This window comes from Natronomonas gomsonensis (assembly GCF_024300825.1).
Lineage (GTDB): Archaea > Halobacteriota > Halobacteria > Halobacteriales > Haloarculaceae > Natronomonas > Natronomonas gomsonensis.
In genome coordinates, this window is sequence record NZ_CP101323.1 from 1,756,632 (window position 1) to 1,776,559 (window position 19,928).

26 protein-coding genes and 2 pseudogenes are annotated in these 19,928 nt (G+C 67.0%); 17 read left to right on the forward strand and 11 right to left on the reverse strand.

Annotated features, from left to right (window positions below; translation table 11 throughout):
* Positions 1-15: 15 nt before the first annotated feature.
* A complete protein-coding gene (locus NMP98_RS09505) occupies positions 16-1,092 on the forward strand; it encodes an NADH:flavin oxidoreductase/NADH oxidase (protein WP_254861268.1) in 1,077 nt (358 codons plus the stop codon).
* Here NMP98_RS09505 and pth2 read toward each other — a convergent pair.
* The gene (gene pth2, locus NMP98_RS09510; protein WP_254861269.1) at positions 1,089-1,427 is read right to left on the reverse strand and encodes a peptidyl-tRNA hydrolase Pth2; all 339 of its coding nucleotides are present in this window, start codon (positions 1,425-1,427) and stop codon (positions 1,089-1,091) included. The two genes, NMP98_RS09505 and pth2, sit on opposite strands and share 4 nt — an antisense overlap.
* 92 nt (positions 1,428-1,519) lie before the next feature.
* Here pth2 and NMP98_RS09515 point away from each other — a divergent pair, with 92 nt between their 5' ends.
* The 5 genes from NMP98_RS09515 to NMP98_RS09535 are packed head-to-tail and all read left to right on the forward strand — an operon-like array spanning position 1,520 to position 4,770.
* Complete coding sequence (locus NMP98_RS09515) at positions 1,520-2,137, forward strand: YIP1 family protein (protein ID WP_254861270.1); 618 nt, start codon at positions 1,520-1,522, stop codon at positions 2,135-2,137.
* Positions 2,138-2,182: 45 nt separating this feature from the next.
* Positions 2,183-2,776, forward strand: coding sequence for a dCTP deaminase (dcd, locus tag NMP98_RS09520; RefSeq protein WP_254861271.1), 594 nt, complete (start codon positions 2,183-2,185; stop codon positions 2,774-2,776).
* Complete coding sequence (locus NMP98_RS09525) at positions 2,773-3,669, forward strand: thiamine-phosphate synthase family protein (RefSeq protein ID WP_254861272.1); 897 nt, start codon at positions 2,773-2,775, stop codon at positions 3,667-3,669. The genes dcd and NMP98_RS09525 overlap by 4 nt, the downstream gene beginning before the upstream one ends.
* Positions 3,669-4,328 (forward strand): class I SAM-dependent methyltransferase, encoded by a 660-nt coding sequence (locus tag NMP98_RS09530; protein ID WP_254861273.1) that lies wholly within the window; start codon positions 3,669-3,671, stop codon positions 4,326-4,328. Before NMP98_RS09525 ends, NMP98_RS09530 begins: the two co-directional genes overlap by 1 nt.
* 46 nt (positions 4,329-4,374) lie before the next feature.
* Positions 4,375-4,770, forward strand: coding sequence for a hypothetical protein (locus NMP98_RS09535; RefSeq protein WP_254861274.1), 396 nt, complete (start codon positions 4,375-4,377; stop codon positions 4,768-4,770).
* Positions 4,771-4,773: 3 nt separating this feature from the next.
* Here the strand turns inward: NMP98_RS09535 and NMP98_RS09540 are convergent, their stop codons facing one another.
* The 4 genes from NMP98_RS09540 to NMP98_RS09555 form a co-directional block, all read right to left on the reverse strand.
* On the reverse strand, positions 4,774-6,051 hold the full coding sequence (locus tag NMP98_RS09540) for a DUF7405 family protein (RefSeq protein ID WP_254861275.1): 1,278 nt from the start codon (positions 6,049-6,051) through the stop codon (positions 4,774-4,776).
* A 55-nt stretch (positions 6,052-6,106) separates the two neighbouring features.
* Positions 6,107-6,865, reverse strand: coding sequence for a DUF7001 family protein (locus tag NMP98_RS09545; RefSeq protein ID WP_254861276.1), 759 nt, complete (start codon positions 6,863-6,865; stop codon positions 6,107-6,109).
* Positions 6,866-6,872: 7 nt separating this feature from the next.
* The gene (locus NMP98_RS09550) at positions 6,873-7,805 is read right to left on the reverse strand and encodes a sulfide-dependent adenosine diphosphate thiazole synthase (RefSeq protein ID WP_254861277.1); all 933 of its coding nucleotides are present in this window, start codon (positions 7,803-7,805) and stop codon (positions 6,873-6,875) included.
* Between the two features lie 68 nt (positions 7,806-7,873).
* Positions 7,874-8,338, reverse strand: coding sequence for a metal-dependent hydrolase (locus NMP98_RS09555; protein WP_254861278.1), 465 nt, complete (start codon positions 8,336-8,338; stop codon positions 7,874-7,876).
* A gap of 83 nt (positions 8,339-8,421) precedes the next feature.
* Between NMP98_RS09555 and NMP98_RS09560 the strand changes: the two are divergent.
* The 5 genes and pseudogenes from NMP98_RS09560 to NMP98_RS09580 form a co-directional block, all read left to right on the forward strand.
* Positions 8,422-8,715, forward strand: a pseudogene (locus NMP98_RS09560) (DUF5789 family protein); the annotation flags it as partial.
* A gap of 133 nt (positions 8,716-8,848) precedes the next feature.
* Positions 8,849-8,959, forward strand: a pseudogene (locus tag NMP98_RS09565) (DUF302 domain-containing protein); the annotation flags it as partial.
* A 55-nt stretch (positions 8,960-9,014) separates the two neighbouring features.
* Positions 9,015-10,343 (forward strand): tRNA pseudouridine(13) synthase TruD, encoded by a 1,329-nt coding sequence (gene truD / locus NMP98_RS09570; RefSeq protein ID WP_254861280.1) that lies wholly within the window; start codon positions 9,015-9,017, stop codon positions 10,341-10,343.
* Positions 10,344-10,425: 82 nt separating this feature from the next.
* Complete coding sequence (locus NMP98_RS09575; RefSeq protein ID WP_254861281.1) at positions 10,426-11,505, forward strand: sensor histidine kinase; 1,080 nt, start codon at positions 10,426-10,428, stop codon at positions 11,503-11,505.
* Between the two features lie 50 nt (positions 11,506-11,555).
* The gene (locus NMP98_RS09580; RefSeq protein WP_254861282.1) at positions 11,556-12,278 is read left to right on the forward strand and encodes a DUF2103 domain-containing protein; all 723 of its coding nucleotides are present in this window, start codon (positions 11,556-11,558) and stop codon (positions 12,276-12,278) included.
* Here the strand turns inward: NMP98_RS09580 and NMP98_RS09585 are convergent.
* Entirely contained in the window at positions 12,275-12,592 is a 318-nt protein-coding gene (locus NMP98_RS09585; protein ID WP_254861283.1) for a DUF7968 family protein, read from the reverse strand. The two genes, NMP98_RS09580 and NMP98_RS09585, sit on opposite strands and share 4 nt — an antisense overlap.
* A 91-nt stretch (positions 12,593-12,683) precedes the next feature.
* On the opposite strand from NMP98_RS09585, the gene NMP98_RS09590 reads away from it, so the two are divergent.
* The 5 genes from NMP98_RS09590 to NMP98_RS09610 are packed head-to-tail and all read left to right on the forward strand — an operon-like array spanning position 12,684 to position 14,047.
* Positions 12,684-12,947 carry a 50S ribosomal protein L37ae gene (locus tag NMP98_RS09590; RefSeq protein ID WP_156708598.1) on the forward strand — a complete coding sequence of 88 codons (264 nt, stop codon included), beginning with the start codon at positions 12,684-12,686 and terminating at the stop codon, positions 12,945-12,947.
* 4 nt (positions 12,948-12,951) lie between these two features.
* Positions 12,952-13,086, forward strand: a complete 135-nt coding sequence (locus tag NMP98_RS09595; RefSeq protein WP_015408900.1) for a DNA-directed RNA polymerase subunit P — start codon at positions 12,952-12,954, stop codon at positions 13,084-13,086.
* Positions 13,087-13,092: 6 nt separating this feature from the next.
* On the forward strand, positions 13,093-13,335 hold the full coding sequence (locus NMP98_RS09600; RefSeq protein WP_254861284.1) for a KEOPS complex subunit Pcc1: 243 nt from the start codon (positions 13,093-13,095) through the stop codon (positions 13,333-13,335).
* Between the two features lie 54 nt (positions 13,336-13,389).
* Positions 13,390-13,785, forward strand: coding sequence for a prefoldin subunit beta (locus tag NMP98_RS09605; RefSeq protein WP_156708597.1), 396 nt, complete (start codon positions 13,390-13,392; stop codon positions 13,783-13,785).
* Between the two features lie 4 nt (positions 13,786-13,789).
* Positions 13,790-14,047 (forward strand): DUF3194 domain-containing protein, encoded by a 258-nt coding sequence (locus NMP98_RS09610; RefSeq protein WP_254861285.1) that lies wholly within the window; start codon positions 13,790-13,792, stop codon positions 14,045-14,047.
* A 40-nt stretch (positions 14,048-14,087) separates the two neighbouring features.
* Here the strand turns inward: NMP98_RS09610 and NMP98_RS09615 are convergent, their stop codons facing one another.
* The 5 genes from NMP98_RS09615 to NMP98_RS09635 form a co-directional block, all read right to left on the reverse strand.
* Positions 14,088-15,956, reverse strand: coding sequence for a DUF2070 family protein (locus NMP98_RS09615; RefSeq protein ID WP_254861286.1), 1,869 nt, complete (start codon positions 15,954-15,956; stop codon positions 14,088-14,090).
* Between the two features lie 46 nt (positions 15,957-16,002).
* On the reverse strand, positions 16,003-16,557 hold the full coding sequence (locus tag NMP98_RS09620) for a GMP synthase subunit A (protein WP_254857350.1): 555 nt from the start codon (positions 16,555-16,557) through the stop codon (positions 16,003-16,005).
* A gap of 217 nt (positions 16,558-16,774) precedes the next feature.
* Positions 16,775-18,310: a (R)-citramalate synthase gene (locus tag NMP98_RS09625; RefSeq protein WP_254857351.1), complete on the reverse strand. Its 1,536-nt coding sequence runs from the start codon at positions 18,308-18,310 to the stop codon at positions 16,775-16,777.
* A 164-nt stretch (positions 18,311-18,474) separates the two neighbouring features.
* On the reverse strand, positions 18,475-18,825 hold the full coding sequence (locus NMP98_RS09630; protein WP_254857352.1) for a DUF192 domain-containing protein: 351 nt from the start codon (positions 18,823-18,825) through the stop codon (positions 18,475-18,477).
* 60 nt (positions 18,826-18,885) lie between these two features.
* Positions 18,886-19,290: a DUF7994 family protein gene (locus NMP98_RS09635; protein WP_254857353.1), complete on the reverse strand. Its 405-nt coding sequence runs from the start codon at positions 19,288-19,290 to the stop codon at positions 18,886-18,888.
* 77 nt (positions 19,291-19,367) lie between these two features.
* Between NMP98_RS09635 and NMP98_RS09640 the strand changes: the two genes are divergently transcribed.
* Positions 19,368-19,901, forward strand: coding sequence for a DUF7097 family protein (locus NMP98_RS09640; RefSeq protein WP_254857354.1), 534 nt, complete (start codon positions 19,368-19,370; stop codon positions 19,899-19,901).
* Positions 19,902-19,928: the final 27 nt, after the last annotated feature.

The following is a 19,928-nucleotide window of genomic DNA, read 5'->3' on the forward strand; positions in this document are numbered from 1 at the left end:
CCACGAACGCCGTCTATGAACCTGTTTACTCCCTTCGAGAGCCGCGACGTGACGGCTCGCAATCGGGTGATGGTGTCGCCGATGTGTCAGTACTCCTGTGAGGAGGAGGATGGACTGGCGACCGACTGGCATCTCGTCCACCTCGGCAGTCGCGCCTCCGGCGGCGCAGGCATCGTGATGAGCGAGGCGACGGCCGTCACGCCACGGGGCCGCATCTCGCCGAAGGACCTCGGTATCTGGTCGGACAACCACGCCGAGGCGCTGAAACCGGTGACGGAGTTCATCGAATCACAGGGCGCGGTGTCGGCCATCCAGTTGGCCCACGCCGGCCGGAAGGCCTCGACGAACCGCCCGAGCGACGGCCACGGCCCCGTCCACGGCGACCGCGGGTGGACGCCGGTCGGTCCGACTGCCGACCCCTGGCCCTACGCCGACGACGAACCGCTTGCGACCGAACGCCTCGACACCGACGGCATCGCTCGCATCGTCGACGCCTTCGCCGACGCCGCCGCCCGCTCTGTCGAAGCCGGCTTCGACATCGTCGAAGTCCACGCCGCCCACGGTTACCTGCTCCACGAGTTCCTCTCGCCGGTGACGAACACCCGCGATGACGCCTACGGCGGGGACTTCGAGGACCGAACCCGACTGCTCAGAGAAGTCGTCACCGCCGTCCGCAACACCGTCCCCGAGGGGATGCCCGTCTTCGTCCGCATCTCGGCGACCGACTGGCTGCCGGACCGTGATTCGTGGAGCGTCGGCGATTCCGCACGACTGGCGCGGGACCTCGAACGTCTCGGCGTCGACCTCATCGACGTGAGCGCGGGCGGCATCCACCCCGACCAGCAGGTCCCCGATACCGGCGCGCATTATCAGGTACCCTACGCCGAACGTGTCGCCGAGGGCGGCGTCCCGGTCGGTGCCGTCGGGAAAATCACTACGCCGGAGGGCGCCGACGCCCTCATCCGCAACGGCCGTGCCGACCTCGCCGTCGTCGGGCGTGAACATCTCAAAGACCCCTACTTCGCGGTCCACGCCGCCGAGAAACTGGGCTACGACGCGCCGGTTCCGCGGCAGTACACGCGGGGATTCTAGTACAGCGAGAGGTCGCCGGTCACTTTGTCGACGATGTTCTCCGAACCGGGACCGACCGCGAGCGCCGTCAGCGTCCCCGGTTCCAGTTGGGTGTGTCCGGCGTCACGAATCAGCGCGTAGGGCAAGCCCTCCCGGCGGGCGGCCTCGGCGAGTTCCTGCAGTTGCGATTCGCCAGACCCCTTCAGGACGACTTTCTTCTGGCCGCCGGATTTCCACTCCCGTCGGGCGTCCGGTCCCGCGGACTCGTAGGCTTTCAGCGAGGCGTGGGCGACCTGTGCGGCGAGTTTCCCCTTGCCCATCCCGAGGTCGGTGCGGGCGACGATGGCCTGTTTCATACTGTCGCTCGGGCGGAGAGGGACAAAAACCGGGTGGTTGGCGAGCGTGGCGGTGGCTGATTTTATGTTCGTTCGTCGGAAACCCGACTCCGATGGCTCTCTATGCCCTCCGGGACTTGCTCGTGTCCCCCAGAGAGTTCTTCGAATCGCGCCGCCCGGAATCGCTCACGTTTCCCGCCCTCGGCGCCATCGTGTTGGTGGCAGTCATCACCGCTGGTGGCCTGTGGGCGGTGATGCAACTCGCGGTCGTCGACCTCCCGCCCGAGGGACGGCGCGCGTTCCGGCGGGTGTTCGGGACGGTTCTCGTCGTCCTTCCATTCGTCATGCTCGTCAGTTGGGCCATCCTCGCGGGCGTCGTCTACCTCCTCGTCCGTGGGGACGCCACCGAGGCGACCTACAGCGGAACCTTCGGGGTGGTCGGCCTCGCGGCGCTTCTCGAGATTCCCGCGACTATCATCGGCTTCGTGCGGGCCTACATGTTGTTCGCGTCGGTGTCGTTTTCGGACCCCGAGACTGCCCAGCGGCAACTGGAGGCGGCGGCAAGCGGCGAGGACCCGCTCGTGTTGCTCGTCTGGATTGGCGTAACGCTATGGAAGGGCTACGTCTGGCGTGAGGGACTGCTCGGCGCCTACGACCTGCCGAGCGACCGCGCGACGCTCGCGGCAGGCGTAGCCGTCGGCTTCTCGCTTCTCATGGTCTTGTTCGGCTAGCCAGCATCGTTGACCTTTAAGCCCCTGAGGCTCCCGTCTCCGGGCATGATACTTTCCGACGGCGACATCCGTCGCCGCCTCACCGACGGCGAGTTGGTCGTCCAACCCCTCGACGACCCCGAACTGCAGATTCAGCCCGCCAGTATCGACCTCCGTCTCGGCCGCGAATTCCTCGAATTCCGGCGTACCAACATCCCGTGTATCCACCCGAACAGCGAACAGGAGGTCGACGAGTACGTCGACGAGACCTACGTCGAGGAGGGCGATGATTTCATCCTCCACCCCGGCGATTTCGTCCTCGGGACGACCAAGGAGCGCGTCGAGATTCCGCCGGACCTCATCGCCCACGTCGAGGGCCGGTCGTCGCTCGGCCGTCTGGCGGTCGTGGTGCACGCCACGGCCGGCCTCTGTGACCCCGGCTACGAGGGCCAAATCACGCTGGAGTTGTCGAATCTCGGCACCGCACCCGTCGCGCTCACGCCGGAGATGCGCATCTCGCAGTTGACGTTCACCGAACTGAAGAACCCGGCCGAACGCCCCTACGGCGCCGAACGCGGGTCGAAGTATCAGGGACAGAAAGGACCGCAGGCCTCCCGAATCCAATCCGACGAGGAGTTCGGGGGCGACCAGAAGCGATGAAGTTCATCGAAGAGGTCGTCGTCGAGGATTTCCTCCCGACGTTCCGCTCGATGCTGGCGGGGGAACTCCGCGAGCGCGGCCTCACCCAAAGCGAAGTCGCGGAACTGCTCGGCATCAGCCAAAGCGCCGTCTCGAAGTACGCCCACGGCGACGTGGACATCAACGACAGCGTCGCCGACGACGAGCGGGTCCGAGAGACGGTCGAACGGCTGGCCGACGGCCTCGAAACCGGCGACATGAGCCGCGTGCAGGCACTCGTCGAGGCCGAAATCCTGATTCGAAAGCTCGAACGCGGCGACTTGCTGGCGAACCTCCATGAGGCGGCGTTCCCACCGCTTTCGGAACACGAGGGCCCCCTCGACATCCACGACCCCGAAGGCGACCTGCGGACGACCGAGCGGGTACTCTCGTCGGTCCGACGGGGCGTCCGAACGCTGGAGAACACGAGCGGGTTCGCCGCGCTCATCCCGGCGGTCGGGTCGAACCTCGTCGAGGCGCTCCCGGAGGCCGACGGCATCGACGACGTGGCCGCCATCCCCGGTCGCATCCTCGACATCAAGGGACAGGCGACGGTCCCCGGCGACCCGGAATTCGGCGTCTCCGAACACGTGGCGTCGGTCCTGCTTGCGGCCAGAGCGGCCGGCAGCGACGCCCGTGCGGCGCTGAACGTCCGCTACGACGAGGACGTCGTCGCGAAACTCGACGCTGCGGGCTACGAGACGGTCGCATTCGACGCCGAAGCAGACGTCGAGTCGGCTATCGTCGAGGCGCTGGAATCCAACCCCCAACCCGACGTGCTGTATCAGACCGGCGGCTTCGGTATCGAACCCGTCGTCTACCTCCTCGGTGCCGACGCCGGCGTCGTCGTCGGAATGGTCCGGGACCTCGCCTGATGGGCGTCGCCGAGTTCTACGGCCGCTGGGCGGCGCTGTACGACCGGGTCGCGACCGCCCCCGGCGTCGCCCGCTGGCGGCGTGCCGCGGCCGCCCACGTCGCCGACCGCGGCGATTTCGTCGTCGAGATGGGCTGTGGAACCGGTGTGAACCTCCCGTATCTCTCGGAGCAGGTCGGCCCGGAGGGAACCGTCGTTGGCGTCGACATCACCGGACCGCTGTTGGACCGCGCTCGCGAACGCGTTGTGGAGCTAGACAACGCCTCGGTCGTCCGCGGCGACGCGACCCGCCCGCCGCTTTCAGACTCGGATGGCGTTCTCGGGACCTTCGTCTGTGGACTCTTCGAGGACCCGGCCGCCGTCATCGACGACTGGTGTGACCTCGTCGGGTCGGGCGGCCGGGTCGCGTTGATGGACGCGACGGCGACCGAGGAACCCCTCGGCCGGCCGCTGAACCCTCTTTTCAGAGCGTTCGTCGCGGCGGGCGCTCCGGGGTCGACGCCGAGAGAGGTACTCCGTGCGCCGTTCGCCCGGTTCGACGCGCCGCTATCACGCCGCGTCGAGGCCTCTCGGACGGCGCTTGCCGCACGCACCGAGGACCGCCGCTACGAGACGTTCGCGGCCGGGTTCGTCGGACTGCTGTCGGGACGAGTCCACTAGCGCGTCGAGTCGGCATCGTTTTCCCCCAATCGGCCGACTGGTCGGTATGGAGCGACGGGTCTTGGTGGGTGGGTTCACGACGGCGCTCGCGGTGGTCGGGGTGGTTCTCGGCAGTTTCCTCCTCGGGCGAGACCTCGTCGCGGCCGTGTTGTTCGCGGCGCTGCCGGGCGGTGTCGTCGCCGGACTGTGCTCCCGTGAGTCCGGCCACGTCGGGTCGGGTGCCCGGGCGGGTGCCTACGGCGGGATTGTGGCCTTTCTCGGGTTCGTCATCGTCGGGGCGGTTCAGACGGTTCTCGGCGGTGACTTCTCGATTCTGTTCCTCGGGGTGCAGACGGTATTGGTCGCCCTGCTGGTGGTGCCGATTCACGCCGCTATTGGAGCAGTCGGCGCCGTCGTCGGCGTCAGAATACGGAACGCGATGGGACTGGAGACGGCGCTGTAGACGTTACAGCGCCTTCCCGTCCGGCGTCGGCAGCGCTCGCAACTCCCGCGGCGGGACGAGGAAGTTCCCGCGACGCTTCACGAAGATGTACCGGAGGATGCCGTTGTTGACGCGCTGGCGAATCGCCGGCGTCTCCTTGGTGATGTCCGCGCCGTTCATCGCCTCACGGACGGACTCAAACGTCGAGATGCCCTCTTGAAGACTGGGAAAGTGGAGGCTGGCGACGCCGTCGTCGGTCGATTCGACGTGACGCCGGAGCGTCAGGACGTTGCCTTCCTCGTCGCGGTTGGCGCGGGCCATCTTCTGGGCGTGGCCGACGGCACCGTGTTCCCGCGCCTGCTCGACGAGCGCTTCGAGGTTCTCGGCGACGACGCCGCTGTGGTCGCCGACGTTGTTGCCGACGCCCTCGACGTCGCCGATTTGGTGAGTTCCGAACAGTTTCTTCACCATGCTGTCGTGGTCGTTGTCGCCGTACCAGCGGTCGAGTCGCTGGTGGAGCCGGGAGACGTGTTTCGTCGTGCCACCCTCGAAGGGACCGTCGTCGATGGTGATGAACGCCTCGGAGGCCTGATTGCCGGTGAAGCCGGCGTTGAACCCCATGAACAGTTTCGACGCCTCCGGCACCTGCGTCCCCTCGGGAATCCCGTCAACTTCGTCCTGTTTCTCGGCAGGCATGCCGGGGGCAATAAAGCCCGTCCGCCGGGAGTCGACGGTTCCCGGGAATGACACGGCGTCGACGCCGTTTGCCGTCTCGCGGTCGCCGAACAGCGCCTCGTCGGCCTCCATCACCACGTCGGCGCGGTCGGAGGCGAGGTGGATGTGGAGGTCTTGGGTGTCGAATTCGGGCTGTTCGAAGTCCGACAGCGCCCGCGGTTGGGGAAGGTCGACGCCCTCGGGGACGGCCCCGTAGCGCTCGAAGTACGACGGCGAGTAGCCGACGGAGAAAATCAGCCCCGCGGGCGAGCGCTCGTAGGCGCGGTCGAGGACTGAGAGGGCGTCTTCGACCTGCTGGCGGTCCGAGTCGGTCGGTTCGCCCTCGGAATCGAGGTTCACGTACAGAAAGATGTGGTGTTTGGGGAGGGCGTGGTTGCCGTGTTCGTCCGTCTCCAAAACGTCGTTCCAGGCGTGTTGGCGACGCGGCAGCGTCGAGGGGTCCTCGACGCCGGTCGGAACCGGCTCCTCGCCGGCGAAATCCAGACACGCCGAGAGGCCTGCGGTGCCGCCGACGGCGACGGCGGCCTTCAGGAAGTGCCGGCGCGTCGGTGCGTAGCGCTGGGTCATTGGTCGATTTAGTGACCCGGTGCCAAAGCGGGTTTTGGTTCGAACGACGAACGACTCAGCCGTACCGGTCGGCGTGGAGTTCACAGAAGGCGGGAGAACCCAGTTGAGCGTTCAGGAGCGCGGGTTGACGATGAGCGTCGTACAGCCGGCAGTCGGGGTCGGCACAGAACGCCTCGCCGGTTTCGAGGTAGTGAGATGCTGCGAGCACGTACCCCTTCAGCGCGTCGGTCGTCCGAGGGTCGTCGGCGACGAGGAACTCGCCGTCGACCTCGTTTTCGAGTACCTCCCGCGGCGGTGCGTCCCCGGAAACGAGGGCGTGTTTCTGTTTGGCCTCGTAGTAGGCCTCGGGTTTCGCGGGCGCCTCGTACAGCCCCGGTACCGACAGCATGGCCGGCTGTCCGAGGACGGCAACGCGCTTGTGCCAGCGGCCGTCGTGGTCGCCCCACGTCCCGAGGACGCGATCGAGGAGGGGAACGTGGAGGTGGCCGAGACCGCTCTCGTCGGGCAGTCGCTTCCGGAGGGCGTCCTGTATCGCCAGTCCGTCGTAGATGACGCCGCCGGCGCGTTCGGGGTGTTCGAGGGCGCGCTGTTCGTACCGGACGATGCCGAGCATGTCGGTGCCCGTCTCTCGGTCGTACGGCGACAGCACTCGCGCGGCCGCGAACTCGCGGGCCAGTTCCTCCCCGGCCACGTCGCCGAGCAGGCGGTCGTCGACGGTCACCTCGGCGTCGATTCGCTCGTCGAGCCACGCCGCGATGGCGTCGGCGTCGGCTTCCGTCGTCGGGGCGCGATACAGCGTAACGCGGTCGACCATTCGTCGGTCAGTCGTCGGCGGGTTCCGGCGACCGACTCGTCAACTCGACCTCGGGGGCGTCGACTTCGAGTTCGTCGAGGGCGACCTGTGCGGCGCGTTTGCCGGAGAGCAGCATGGCGCCGAACGTCGGGCCCATCCGCGGGAGGCCGTACGTCGTCGCCGTCGCCATCCCGGTGACGACGAGGCCGTCGTGGGCGAGACCGGTGTGTTCGACGACGGCGTCTTCGCTCTCGCCGACCCACATCGAGTCGTGGCCGGGTGAGTCGTGGCCGGGGGCGCCGTAGGAGTCGTCGCCCGTGTTGTCCATGCCGGTGTTGTGTTCCTCGGCGTGTTCGATGCCGGGGGCGTTGAGGACGCCGCGTTCCTGCAGTTTCGAGACCGCGACGGCGTCGTGGCCCGTCGCGTCGATGACCAAATCCGCCTCGACGGCGATGGGGTCGACGCAGGTGATTTCCCGCGGCAGGGCATGCACGGGCGTCCAGTTCATCACGATGCCGCCGACGCGGTGGTCCTCCCGGATGACGATGTCGGTGAACTCCGTCATGTTCTGCATCTTCGCGCCCGCGTCGCAGGCGGCTTTGATGAGTCCCGAACACGCCTCGGGGCCGTTGGCGACGTACAACCCTTCGCTGTCCTGGGAGCGCTTGAAATCCACGTCGAGGTCCTCGAGAACGTTCTGGGCGGGGTCCCGGACGGTAACTTTGTTCATCAGGAAGCCACCCAGCCAGAAGCCGCCGCCGAGGTAGTTGTTCTTCTCGACGACCATCGTCTGGACGCCGCGCTCGGAGAGTTCCTTCGCCGCCATCAACCCGGAGGGGCCGCCCCCGACGATGATGACGTCCGAATCCGAGAAGTCCATGAACTCCTCGGTCCACTCCTGACCGATTGCGCGCGTTACCTCTGCCTCTCCCACGTCGGAAAACTTGCCGAACTCGCTCATACAACTGAGTAGTATTCTCTGGTAATACTAAGCCGTTGTGGTCGGCGACGCTCTCGGTAGCAGGGCGCTCACAGGACGATGAGGGCTTGGGAGAGAAGCGCGACGGCGCTGCCCGCAGACAGCAGCGCCACGTTCGCCCGGGGGTTCGCCGCCGGCGTGAGGTCGAAACTGTGGTGCCACCCCGACAGCGGAGCGAACGGACGAATGCCCATCGGGGTGACGCTGTCGGCCAGCAGATGCGAGGCAAGCGAGACGCCGACCGCGGCTCCGAGGACGACCGGGCTGCCGAAGACGCCACCGACAGCGACGCCGACGCCGACGGCGACTGCCGAACACGCGAGGAGAAACCAGACCGTGTGGGTCGGTCCGCGGTGGTCGATGGGGAGCCGTTCGTCGGCGTCGGGCAGCGTCGCGGTGGCGATGGCGACGGCGAAGCCGACGGCGGCGAGTGTGGGGTCGTCGCGTGCCGTCAGCGTCGCCCCCACGGGAGCGTACGCCAACAGGGCCGCGCCGAGATGTCCCCAGCGGTACATGCTTGGACTCCAGCACCGAGGGAACGAATCCCTTCCGGGAGCGCTTCGTAAGGATTACGACGGGAACCCGCGAAGGCCCTGTCATGAGCGACAACGGCGACGAGGAGGCCGAGGAAGCCGAACCGGCAGTTCCGCTCGGTGACGGCGAGGCCGTTGAGGGTGCACCGCTGGCGCGGGTCGCCTCCCGGCTACACTACGCCATCGAGAAGAGCGAAGTCGACCGACGCGAGGGGGAAACGACCATCCGGACGCCCGACGGTCCCCGGGAGTTGGGCGAGATACTCGAAGAGAGCGACGAGGTGTACTTCGACACCCGACAGTCCTTCGAGACGGCCGTCCGCGACGTCATCGGGTCGGGTCCGGTTCCGACCGCCGACGGCGGCAGCGACGCCGGGACGGAGACGGACGCCGACGCCAATGCGGAACCCGACGACGAGGACGGCGGCTTCGAGTTCTCCGAAGAGTAACTCGACGCGAACCCTTTTGCTCGAAGACGACGCAGCAGAATCCATGAGCCTCCCGTTCGGCCCACCGGAACTCAGCGCCGAGGACGCAGGCTTCGGCATCCCCGTGGAGTTCTCGCCCTCGGAGTTGCTCAACGGGACGGTCGACGCCGACCGCTCTTCGGTCGCCGCGGAAAGCAAGACGCTTTGACGCCCCGGCCGCAGGCCCGAGTATGCGCGAGTCCCATCCGATAGAGGCCGCCGTCGGCATCGCATACTACGTCTCCGAGGCCGACGGCGTCGGCGGCCACCTTCGGGACCGCCCCGAGGATTTCCGCGTGCGAGAGCGGGAGGCCTTCGGCGCGGACGTACACTCTCTCGACGCCGAGACGGGGTCGTACCCGCATCTCGTCTTCCGGGCGACGCTTCGGGGCTGGGACACCAACGACTTCGCCTCGGCGCTGTCGAACGAACTCGGAATCAGCCGCGAGCGGGTGTCGTGGGCCGGCACGAAGGACAAACACGCGGTCACGACCCAACTGTTTTCGGTGAAACGCCCCGAGGGGAATGACTTGCCGACGTTCGACGGCGTCGACATCGAGGTGCTGGGACGGGCCGGCCGGCCCGTGCTGTTCGGGGACCTCGTGGGCAACGAGTTCGAACTCGTCGTGCGAGGCGCCGAGCGACCGGACAACGCCGAGGCAATCGCTGCGGAACTGCGAGCCTTTGCAGCCGACGGCGAGGGCGAAGCCGAATCGGTCGCCGTCCCGAACGTTTTCGGCCAACAGCGCTTCGGGTCGAAACGCCCCATCACCCACCGGGTCGGCCTCGACATCGTCCGCGGCGACTGGGAGTCCGCCGCGGTCCGGTACGTCTGTGAGGCCGGCGACCGCGAACCCGAATCGACACAGGAGGCACGGGAGTACGTCGGCGAGACACGCGATTGGGAGGCGGCGCTGGACAGACTTCCGAGGCGACTCCGCTTCGAACGCGCCATCGCCGCACGGCTGGCCGAAGGCGCCGACGCGCCAGCGGACTACCGGGAAGCCCTCGAACGCCTGCCGACGAACCTCCAGCGGATGTTCGTCAATGCGGCCCAGTCCTATGCGTTCAACCGCATCTGTTCGGAGCGCCTGCGTCGCGGGCTGCCGTTCGGACGCCCGGTCGCCGGCGACGTGGTGTGTTTCTCCGACGACGACGGACTGCCGGACCCCGGTCGGACGCAACTCGTCGACGAGGGTCGCGTCGAGACGGTGCGGCGACACTGCGAGCGCGGCCGTGCGTTCGTCACCGCGCCGCTTCTTGGCACCGAAACGGAGTTCGGAAGCGGCGAACCGGCGGCAATCGCCCGGTCGGTGTTCGAGGACATCGGCATCGAACCCGCCGACTTCTCCCTGCCGGGGGAGTTCGATTCCTCGGGCACCCGTCGGGCGATTCGCGTCGAGACGACGCTGGACATCGATACCGACCCGCTGACGCTTCGGTTCTCGCTACCGAAGGGGAGCTACGCGACGGCGGTGGCTCGGGAGTTCCTGAAGACCGACCCCGAAGACTTCTCCTGAGGCGCGAATTCTCGTCCAGCGGTCCGAAACGAACGTTGGGCCGAGCGAGGGAGTCAAGTGGGAGGGGAATTATGTGAACGGTATGTCGAATCAGCCCATCAACCGACCGAACGTCCCCGTGCGTGGTATCGATGGGTCGTGGGTCGTCGTCGCCATCGGGCTGTGTCTGTCGCTCTTCGGGGGGTGGCACGTCCTCGCATCCGGGATGCCGGGAAGCGTCCTCGAGTCCGGCTCGACGCTCTTCATCAACGTCGGCCTGCCGGTGGTGGCGGTCGGCGTCATGCTGTATGCGGTGCGAAAGGCCCCCACTCGAGAGTGGACGGTCGCTCGGTGGATGTTCGGTAGCATCCTCGCGCTCGGAGCGCTCGCGGCGTGGGCCAGCGCCGAATCCCTCATCGCTGGAGAGTTCATGGCCGCCCGGGGGACGCTGTTGTTGGGTGCGAACCTCGACATTCTCTTCGGCGTCGTCACCGGTGTCAACCGCGCTCGGGCGAAACAGAACGCCGAACTCGCCGAACGCGAGCGCGCCCAGCGGGAGGGGATGGCGTTCCTCAATCACCTGTTGCGTCACCACGTCCTCAACGGGATGACCATCATCAACGGTTACACGGACGAACTCCGCGAGGAGGACGTCTCGCCGGAACACATCGAGGTCATCGAGCGGCAAAGCGAGCGCATCGTCACGCTCGTCGAGAACGTCCAGACGCTCGTCCAGTCGCTGTCCGGTGAACCGGAGGCGAAACCGGTCGACATCGCCGACGTGGCCGACCGCGCCGTCGCCGACGCCCGCGAGACGTACCCGAACGCGACGGTCGAACTCGAAGCCGATTCCGCGACCGTCCGGGCCGACGACTTCCTCCGGTCGGTGCTCGACAACCTCATCGCCAACGCCGTCGAACACCACGACGGCGAACCGTCGGTCCACGTCACCGTCGAGGCTGGCGACCCGACGGTCCTGCAGGTCGAAGACGACGGCCCGGGAATCCCCGACGAGATTCGGCAGTCGTTCACCGAGAAAGACGACATGGCGACCGGCGTCGCCGGCGACGGCCTCGGCCTGTATCTCGTCCACACGCTCGTGACGAACTACGGTGGCGAGGTTCGAATCGCCGACAACGACCCCCGCGGGACCGTCGTCACGGTCGAACTGCCGCGGGCCTGAGCGAGTACCGAACCGCCCCGCTTATCGGCGTTCGTTGCCTTCCGTCCCACATGGAGTGTCGGTGCTGTGGAACGTCGCTTGAGCGCCCCGGTGACTACTGTCTGGTCTGCCGGAGCGAGAACGCCGACACCGTCGTCATCGACTGCGAACGCGAGCGTGCGACCGTCACCGCGCTGTTGGACGACGACATCGTCTCCCAGCGAACCGTCACGACGCGCCCCGAAAACGACCAGCGCTGGGCGCCGACGGAACTCCGCAACTACGCGGGTCGCATCGCTGACGAGATACGGCGCAAACGTCCCGAAGAGGTGTACGCTACCGGTGACCGCGAAGTCGTCCGGGCGGTTCGAAGCGAAGTTCACTATCCCTTCTATCGCGTCGCCGACGACGACCCCATCGAGGCCGTCCGGCGCAAGCGCGGCGAACCGAGTCTGGAGGTCGTCGAAGCCTCCACCGAGGAGAAACTCGGCGGCAGCCACTCGACGCTCATCGGCGGCCGCGACGGACGGAAGGTAATCGACACCGTCGCTGGCCATCCTCACGTCAAGAAAATCATCCCCGGCCCCATCGATGCGGGCGGGTCGGGATCGCGGACCGGCGTCCGGGCGAAGGCCACTCGCGCCGACGACACCGGCAACGTCCGACTGCTCATCCGCGATGGCTCAAGCGTCCAGGAGAACCGCGTCGTCACGACCGCGAGCGACCGTGAATTGGGCGAACACGTCCGAGCGGACCTCAACGACGCCCTCGTCGAAGCCGAACTGAAGGATTAACTCGGTCCGGCCTCGCTTTGGACGAGCCAGCCCCCCTCGATGTCGCAGGCCTCACGGACTTCGTATTCGATGGTGGTTTCCTCGCCGACCACCGAGCCGCCCTCGACGGCCTCGATGCGGAGCGGCACGTCGAGGTTGCTGCCACAGCAGCCGACGCCGACGAACTCCTCGAGAACGTCGCCCAACGCGACGCGGTCGTTGGTCTTCCGCAGGTACGCGCGGAACGACGGCTTCTCGACCTGAAATCGGCCCCACTCGCTGAGGTCGGCCGGATACGACACCACGAGTCGGTCGGCCGTCTCGGTTTTACCCATACTCGGTTTCGGAGACGAGCGTCAAAATCGCTGTCGCCGGCTACCGGGAAACGTGAGACTTATCCGTCCGCTGGATGGAGAGTATGGTACTATGGCCAAGAAGGGTACGACCGGGAGCGCCGGCCGCTTCGGCGCCCGCTACGGGCGCGTCGCACGGCGCCGCGTCGCCGACATCGAAGGCGAGATGGAGAACTCACAGGTCGACGGTGACGACGTCAAACGCGTCGGGACGGGCATCTGGGTGAACGAGGAGACCGGCGAGAAGTTCACTGGCGGCGCCTACAAGCCGCAGACCCCCGCCGGCAAGACCGTCCGCCGCTCCATCCGCGCGGCGCTCGGCGAAGACGAGGAGTAGGCTCATGAGTTACAAGTGCTCCCGCTGTAAACGCGACGTCGAACTCGACGAGTACGGTGGCGTCCGCTGTCCGTACTGTGGCCACCGCGTCCTGCTGAAGGAGCGGAGCCGCGACATCAAAGAAGTCGACGTACAGTAAGCGGCCGTGCACGAGGCGGAACTGGTTTTCGACTACGACACGCCCGAAGCGGCCGCGCTAATCGCCGACAGCATCGGTCAGGAAATCGGCGAAATCGAGGGCGACCGCACGACCGCCGCCATCAGTCGGAACGGCAGCCGACTGCAAATCGACATCGACGCCGACGACCTCGTCGCGCTGCGAGCCGGGTTGAACACGTGGGAAACGCTCGTCGAAGTCGCCGAACGGAGTATGAAGGCCGGTCGTTGAACGCGCGAAAGCCGAAAGCGTGGCTTTTTCAGTATTCATCCCGACGGTCGGTGTATGCAGGGTAATCTACCGCCTGAGGCACAGGAGAAAATCGAGGAGCTCCAAGACCTTCAGGAGACCGCACAGCAGGTCGCACAACAGAAACAGCAGGCCGAAACGCAACTGCAGGAGTCGAAGACGGCCCTGGAGACCCTCGACGACATCGAGGGTGACACGAAGATGTACCGAGAGGTCGGCGAACTGCTCGTCGAGACTGGCTACGACGAGGCCTACGAGGACCTCGAAGAGAAGGTCGACAGCCTCGAAGTCCGCACCCAGACCCTCCAGAAGCAGGAGGACCGCGTCCAAGAGCAGTTCGAGTCCCTCCAAGAGGAACTCCAGCAGATGCTGCAGGGCGGCGCAGGCGGCGGCCCGATGGGTCCCGGCGGCCCGGGCGCCGGCGGCGCGTAACGACGTGACCGACGAATCGAGCGGCGAGCCGAGCGACGAAGCGGTCGTCGAGGCCGCCTCCGATGCCGCCGAGGGGGTCGTCCTCTCGCGGTACAAACAATCGGCAGTAACCGACCTCGACGTGACCGTGCGGTTCGAGGAGGGCGTCCTCGAAGTCGACGTGTACCTCAACGCGCCCGAGGAACCCGACCCCGAGGACGTGGTTCAGGAGGCCATCGAGGCCGCCGAGGCGGCCGTCGACGAACTGTTCGAGGACGCCTAACCTCTCGCTTTTCGCGGTCGCTACGTACGTAGCGGTGGCGCTATCCGGCCAGCAGGAACACCAGGAGGCTCACCGCCATCGACCCGCCGAGCACCGCGAGCAGCAGCGCACCGCCCATCTGTATCATCGCGTTGGCCGTCGAGGCGAGCGTCTCGGTGCGGTCGTTGCCGAACACCGTCACTTCGACGTGTTCGACGGCCATCCCGGCCTCGACGGGTTCACAGTCCGCGACGGCCTCCGATACGAGGTCCTCGACGAGGGCGACGAGTTCGTCGGTGTCGATGGCGCCGCCGACCTGATTGTCCGCCTCCATCGTGTTGACGATGTGTGTGTCCGTCGTCATCACCTCGGCCGTGTCGGCGTCGACCGCCGCGAGCAGTTCCTCGCGCAGTCCTGGTTCCATGTTGTTGCCGTCGACGAGGACGTAGGCGGTGCGCGTTCGGCCGTCGCCGTTTCCGACCTCGAAGACGGCCACGCGGACGCCGAGGGGCCCGATGCCGTCTTTCGGCTCCCAGTCGGTTTCGTCCCACGCGACGCCGACGCTGAGGGGGCGGCGTTCGGCATCCGAGAGACGCTCGCCGAGCCGGCCCGCCGCCGCCATCATGTCGAAGGAGCGTCGCGACCCGGGGACGACGTGGCCGAGGTCATCGCCCGCGAGGCCGTCGTTGCTGTTGTGGGCGTCGACGAGCATGACGTTTCGAACCCCGGAAACGCGTGCCTCCGCGGCCGTCGAGAGGCCGACGGAGAAGTCGATGTCGTCGGCGAACGCCGGGGCGTGGGTGCCGACGACGAGGGCGTCCTCGCCGATTGCCTGTCCGAGCAGTTTCGAGTCCCCTTCCTGCTCGCGGAGTCCGGGTGTGGCCTCGCTGGCGTAGTCGATGCGGTCGTGGGCCGTCTCGGCGGCCTCGAGGATAGTGTCGACTTCCCGTTCGGTGACGAGGTTGAAGTCGTGGCCGGCGGTGGCATGCGGCGGGAAGGCGAGGCCATCGGTCGAGCGGGCGACGCGCTCGGGGAGGTTGCCGCCACCGATTTCGCCCATCGGTCCCGGATGTATCATCGGCAGGACGAACCGGGCCTTCTCGGTGCCGTCGGCGCGTCGAATCCCGAGGACGGTGACGGGGACGACGGCATCCTCGCCCAACTGGCCGAAGAACTCCTCCAACTCGCGAGAGCCCTCCGCGATGTGGCCGATGAAGCCGCCGACGAAATCCAGCACTGACACGCCGAGGTTGCGCCGCCACGGCCGGTCGATGGTGACCAAAAAGAGCTGTACCGCGAGGGCGTACACCACGCAAATAGCACCGAGGACGGCGAAGTCGGCCGGTCGAACGACGAGCAGTTCCGGCGGCGCGACCGCCGAGCGGGCGAGGTAGGTGTCGACGAGCGGGCCGCCAACGTCGAGATAGCGCGCGGCGCCGCTGTAGACGAACACGAGGACGGCGGCGACGAGCGTCTGGATGCTCGCGGGAATGGTGGCGACGAGGAGCGACCGCCGTGAGACGGCCATGACGACGAACAACCGGACGCCGAAGACGACGCCGAGTGCCATGATGAGCGCATCGATGATGAACGCCTGTCCGAATCCCATGAGAACCGCCATGAGTGCCGCGATGACCACGATGACGACGACGAGCACCTCACAGGCGAGTGCGAGCAGCGCCGAGCGGTTGTAGGTCAACCGCCCGCCGAGTCGGCGGTCGACCCACGGGGTCGTGAAGGCGGCGACGACCGTCGGCACGCCGATGTACACCATCCCCTGATAGGCGTTTTCGAGGACGAACTGCGAATCGAAGGCGGCCAATCCGGCGACGGCCGCGACGAGCAGGGACAGAAAGAGACTGGCCGACCAGTCGGGCGCGCGGAAGACGAACCGCGACAGCGAGGCCAAATCGCCCTGCGTCCGTGTCATTGTCTCGACAGGGGGTCGGAGCGCGGTTAAAAGGCTCGGAGGTGGTTCAGACCGACTCGCAAACCGCGAGGAAGTTCTCGAACACCTCTTCGCCGCGTTCGGTGTGGGCGACTTCGGGGTGCCACTGGACGCCGTAGAGGTTCCGGTCGGTGTCGCTCATCGCTTCGACGCCGCAAACGTCGCTTTTCGCAGTGCGGGCGAAGCCCTCGGGAACCTCCGTGACCTCGTCGGCGTGGCTGGCCCACACGCGCGTTTCGGGTGCGAGCGACCCGACGAGCGGGTCGTCGTCGTCGGTTATCTCGACGGTCACGTCGGCGTAGCCGCCGTACTCGCCGGAGTCGACGCGGCCGCCCAACTCGTCGGCTATCAACTGCATTCCGAGACAGATGCCGAGAACCGGTACGTCGGCGTCAAGGTAGTCCGTCGAGTGGCCGATGCGGTCCATCGAGGGGCCACCGGAGAGGACGATGCCGTCGGCGTCGACGTCTTCGGGTGGCGTCTCGTTGTCGACTATCTCGGTGTCGATGCCCAAATCGCGGAGCGCGCGGTGTTCAAGATGCGTGAACTGCCCGTGGTTGTCGACCACGACGATTCGCGTCATTGAGTGTGCGTATCGCGTCGGCGCGTAAAAAGGGTCTGAAAGGCGTGCTATCGTCGCTCGTTGCTGAGGCGGTGCGACCAGTATCCGCGAGCGCCGCTGGCGCGAGCGGTTCACCGGACGCTCCCTCCGGTCGCGTCCGGGTTGTTTTTCCCCAAGTTTTTGCGACTGAGTGGTTCCGCGCCTGCGGCGCGGAACCCGAGGGAGTAAAAAGTGGGTGTTAGTCGTCAGCCAACACCGGCGTCTCCTCGTCGGCGAGCAGGCGGTCGAGGGCGTCGACCATTGCTCGAACCGAGGCAGTTGTGATGTCGGAATCCGAAGCGGCGACGGTGACTGTCCGGTCGCCGCGGGACATTTCCACCTCGACGGTGACGACGGCGTCGGTGCCGCCGGTGATGGCGTCGACGTGGTATGATTCCAGTTGGGCGTTTGCGGCCGCACCCAGCGCCGAGCGGACGGCGGCAATGGCCGCATCGACGGGCCCGGAACCGGTCCCCGAGGCGACCCGTTCCTCACCGTCGACGGTCAGTCGAACCGAAGCGGTCGGGGTCCCGCTGCCGGAGGCGGCGGTGAGGTCGACCAACTCGACGCGGCGGTCGTACTCCCGGCCCTGGACCTCCTCGGCGATAGTCAGGAGGTCGGCGTCGGTGATGCGCTTGCCGCGGTCGCCGAGCGCCTTCACGCGGGAGACGACTTCGGCGAGTTCGTCGTCGCTGACCTCGATGTCGTGTTCGGAGAGGGCGGCCTCGACGCCGGCGCGACCGGCGTGTTTTCCGAGGACGAGACGGCGCTCACGGCCCACCTTTTCGGGTGGGTACGGCTCGTACATCGCGTCGTCTTTCAGCGTGCCGTCGGTGTGGATGCCGGACTCGTGGGTGAAGGCGTTCTCTCCGACGACGGCCTTGTTCGGCGCCAGCGGCACGCCGGTCGACGAGGAGACGAGTTGCCCGAGGTCGTACAGTTTCTCGGTGTCGAGCGTCTCGACGCCGTAGCCGTGGTCCAAGGCGATGGCGACCTCCTCGATGGCGACGTTGCCGGCGCGCTCGCCGATGCCGTTGATGGTGCCGTGGACGAGGTCCGCCCCCGCGGCGACGGCGACGAGGGTGTTCGTCACCGCCAACCCGAGGTCGTCGTGGGTGTGTGTCGACGTGGGGCCGAGTTCGGAGAGTCGGCTGTAAATGTCCAACATCCGGTCGGGCGTGGCGTGGCCGACGGTGTCGGGCGCACAGATGCGGTCGGCGCCGGCGTCCATCGACGCGCCCATCAACTCCTCGAGGAACTCGAGGTCGGCGCGTGAGCCGTCCTCGCCGAGGACCTCGACCCACAGGCCGTGGTCCTTGGCGTACTCCACGAGGTCGACGGTCTTCTCGACGACAGCCTCGTGGGTGGTGTCGAGTTTCTCCTCGACGTGGCGGTCGCTGGCCGGCACCACGAGGTTGACGCCGTCGACATCGCAATCGAGCGCGAGGTCGATGTCGTTTTTGACGCCGCGGGCGAAACTCGTCACGCGGGCGTCGAGTCCGAGGTCGGTGACCCGCGAGATGGTTTCGCGTTCGCCCGCGCCGGTGCAGGCGCTGCCGGCCTCGATGACGGCCACGTTGGCGTCGTCGAGCGCCAGTGCGATGTCGGCCTTCTCGTCGGGCGACAGCGAGATGCCCGGTGCCTGTTCGCCGTCGCGTAGCGTGGTGTCTAGGAACTGTACCTCGCAGTCTTCGAGGGGAGCAGTCGCTGGGTGGTCCCCGAATAGCGTTGTCACGGTAGAATCCTCTGTGTTAGATGAGCGGTCGAATTTCTCGACCAGCCGCCGCGTGGCGACTTACTCTATCCTCTGCCGTATTGGTGTTCGGCATGGGTACAGGAGACACATTGGCGTCGGGGTTGATTAAGTTGCGGGTTCGCGCACGATTTCGGGCGAGTCCGTCACAGCCCCTCTATGCGGACGCTATCGCCCGCTTCGACACCCTCGGCGGCACCGGCCGGCAACTCGAGGACCGTATCTCCCCTCGCCCGACCGCGGCCCGTCCACGCCGAGAGCCGCTTTACCGCCTGAACTTCCCCGTCAACGACCCAGACGGCGTCGATGTCGAAGGGGACACACAGCATATGCAGGCCGCGTTTCGTCGGGCGGCCGAACGGAAACACGAGCGCGTAGTCGTCGGGTATCGACCGCCGGAACATCAACCCGAGTCCCTGCGAGATGAGGCCGTCGGCTACGTCGACATCGCTGGCGAGGACCCGTTCGATTCCGTCGGTTTCGTGGACGACGCGCACGCCCTCGGGTGAGTCGCCATGCGATAAAAAGTCACGCCCGGTTTCGCGTCCCGACGCCGGTCAGCGACCGACGACGCGTTCGACGTTCGGTTCGATTCGGAAGTGCTTCCCGCCGCGAGCGATGTCGAAGCCCATGAAGACGAACAGCAGGGCGGTGACACAGGAGACGGCGAACAGCGCGGTTTCGCTCGCCGTCGCGGTGCCGGCAATGACGTGTGGGAGGTAGGTGGCTGGCAGAAGTACCGCGAACAGCAGGTAGGTCGCGGCAGCAAACCCTCGCCACGGGACGGAAAGGGGACCGACGGACAGTTCTGCGAGGCTTCCCGCGAGCAGGGCGGCGACGCCCGCGAGTACCATCAGGGCGATTGGCGTCGACCCCAGTGCGCCGACGCCGAACGCCGCGAGGAAGGCGGCGACTAGCACGAGGTCGAAGGCCCCGAGATAGCGGAAGGAGGACTGTTTCATGCCTGCTGGGTTCGGTGGCGGTCGTGTTAGGCCTTTGCCGACCCAAGGTTGAACTCCGACGACGCCTCACTCCGGTCATGGAGAAGACGCCGAAGGGCACCTCGGTCGGCGTCGAGGACCCCTACGCCGTCGTCGAGCGCTGTGATTTCCTCACCGACGACGGTCGGTGTCGGTACGCCGCCGAACACGGCCACAACGACCCCGAATTCGCCCGGAAGCGCCACGAAGACGACCTTCGGTGCCCCGCGGCCGACCCGGATGGTGAGTGGACGTGGGGCGACTGTCCCCATTTCCGGGCCCGGCAGCGCTCGCGGGAGTGTCTCCGGTGTGGCCTCGAAGAGCGCCGACTCGCCCACGACGACGAGCGGCCGCTGTTGGAGGAACACCACCTCGAATACCGCGACGACGACCGGCGGGAGACGGCCCACGAAATCACGGTGTATCTCTGCCGGTGGTGTCACGCGAAGGTCCACGACTCGTGGGCGCGAATCGACGACGATGCCTCGCCGGACCCCGAAGCCATCGCGGAAGCGGAGGGCCGACGCTCGAAAGAGCAGGCGGAGTTCGGCTTCGAATCCGCCGCCGAGCGCTACGACGGCGACGGCGAATAGCGCAAGGGGCTTATCGGCGGCCGTGAC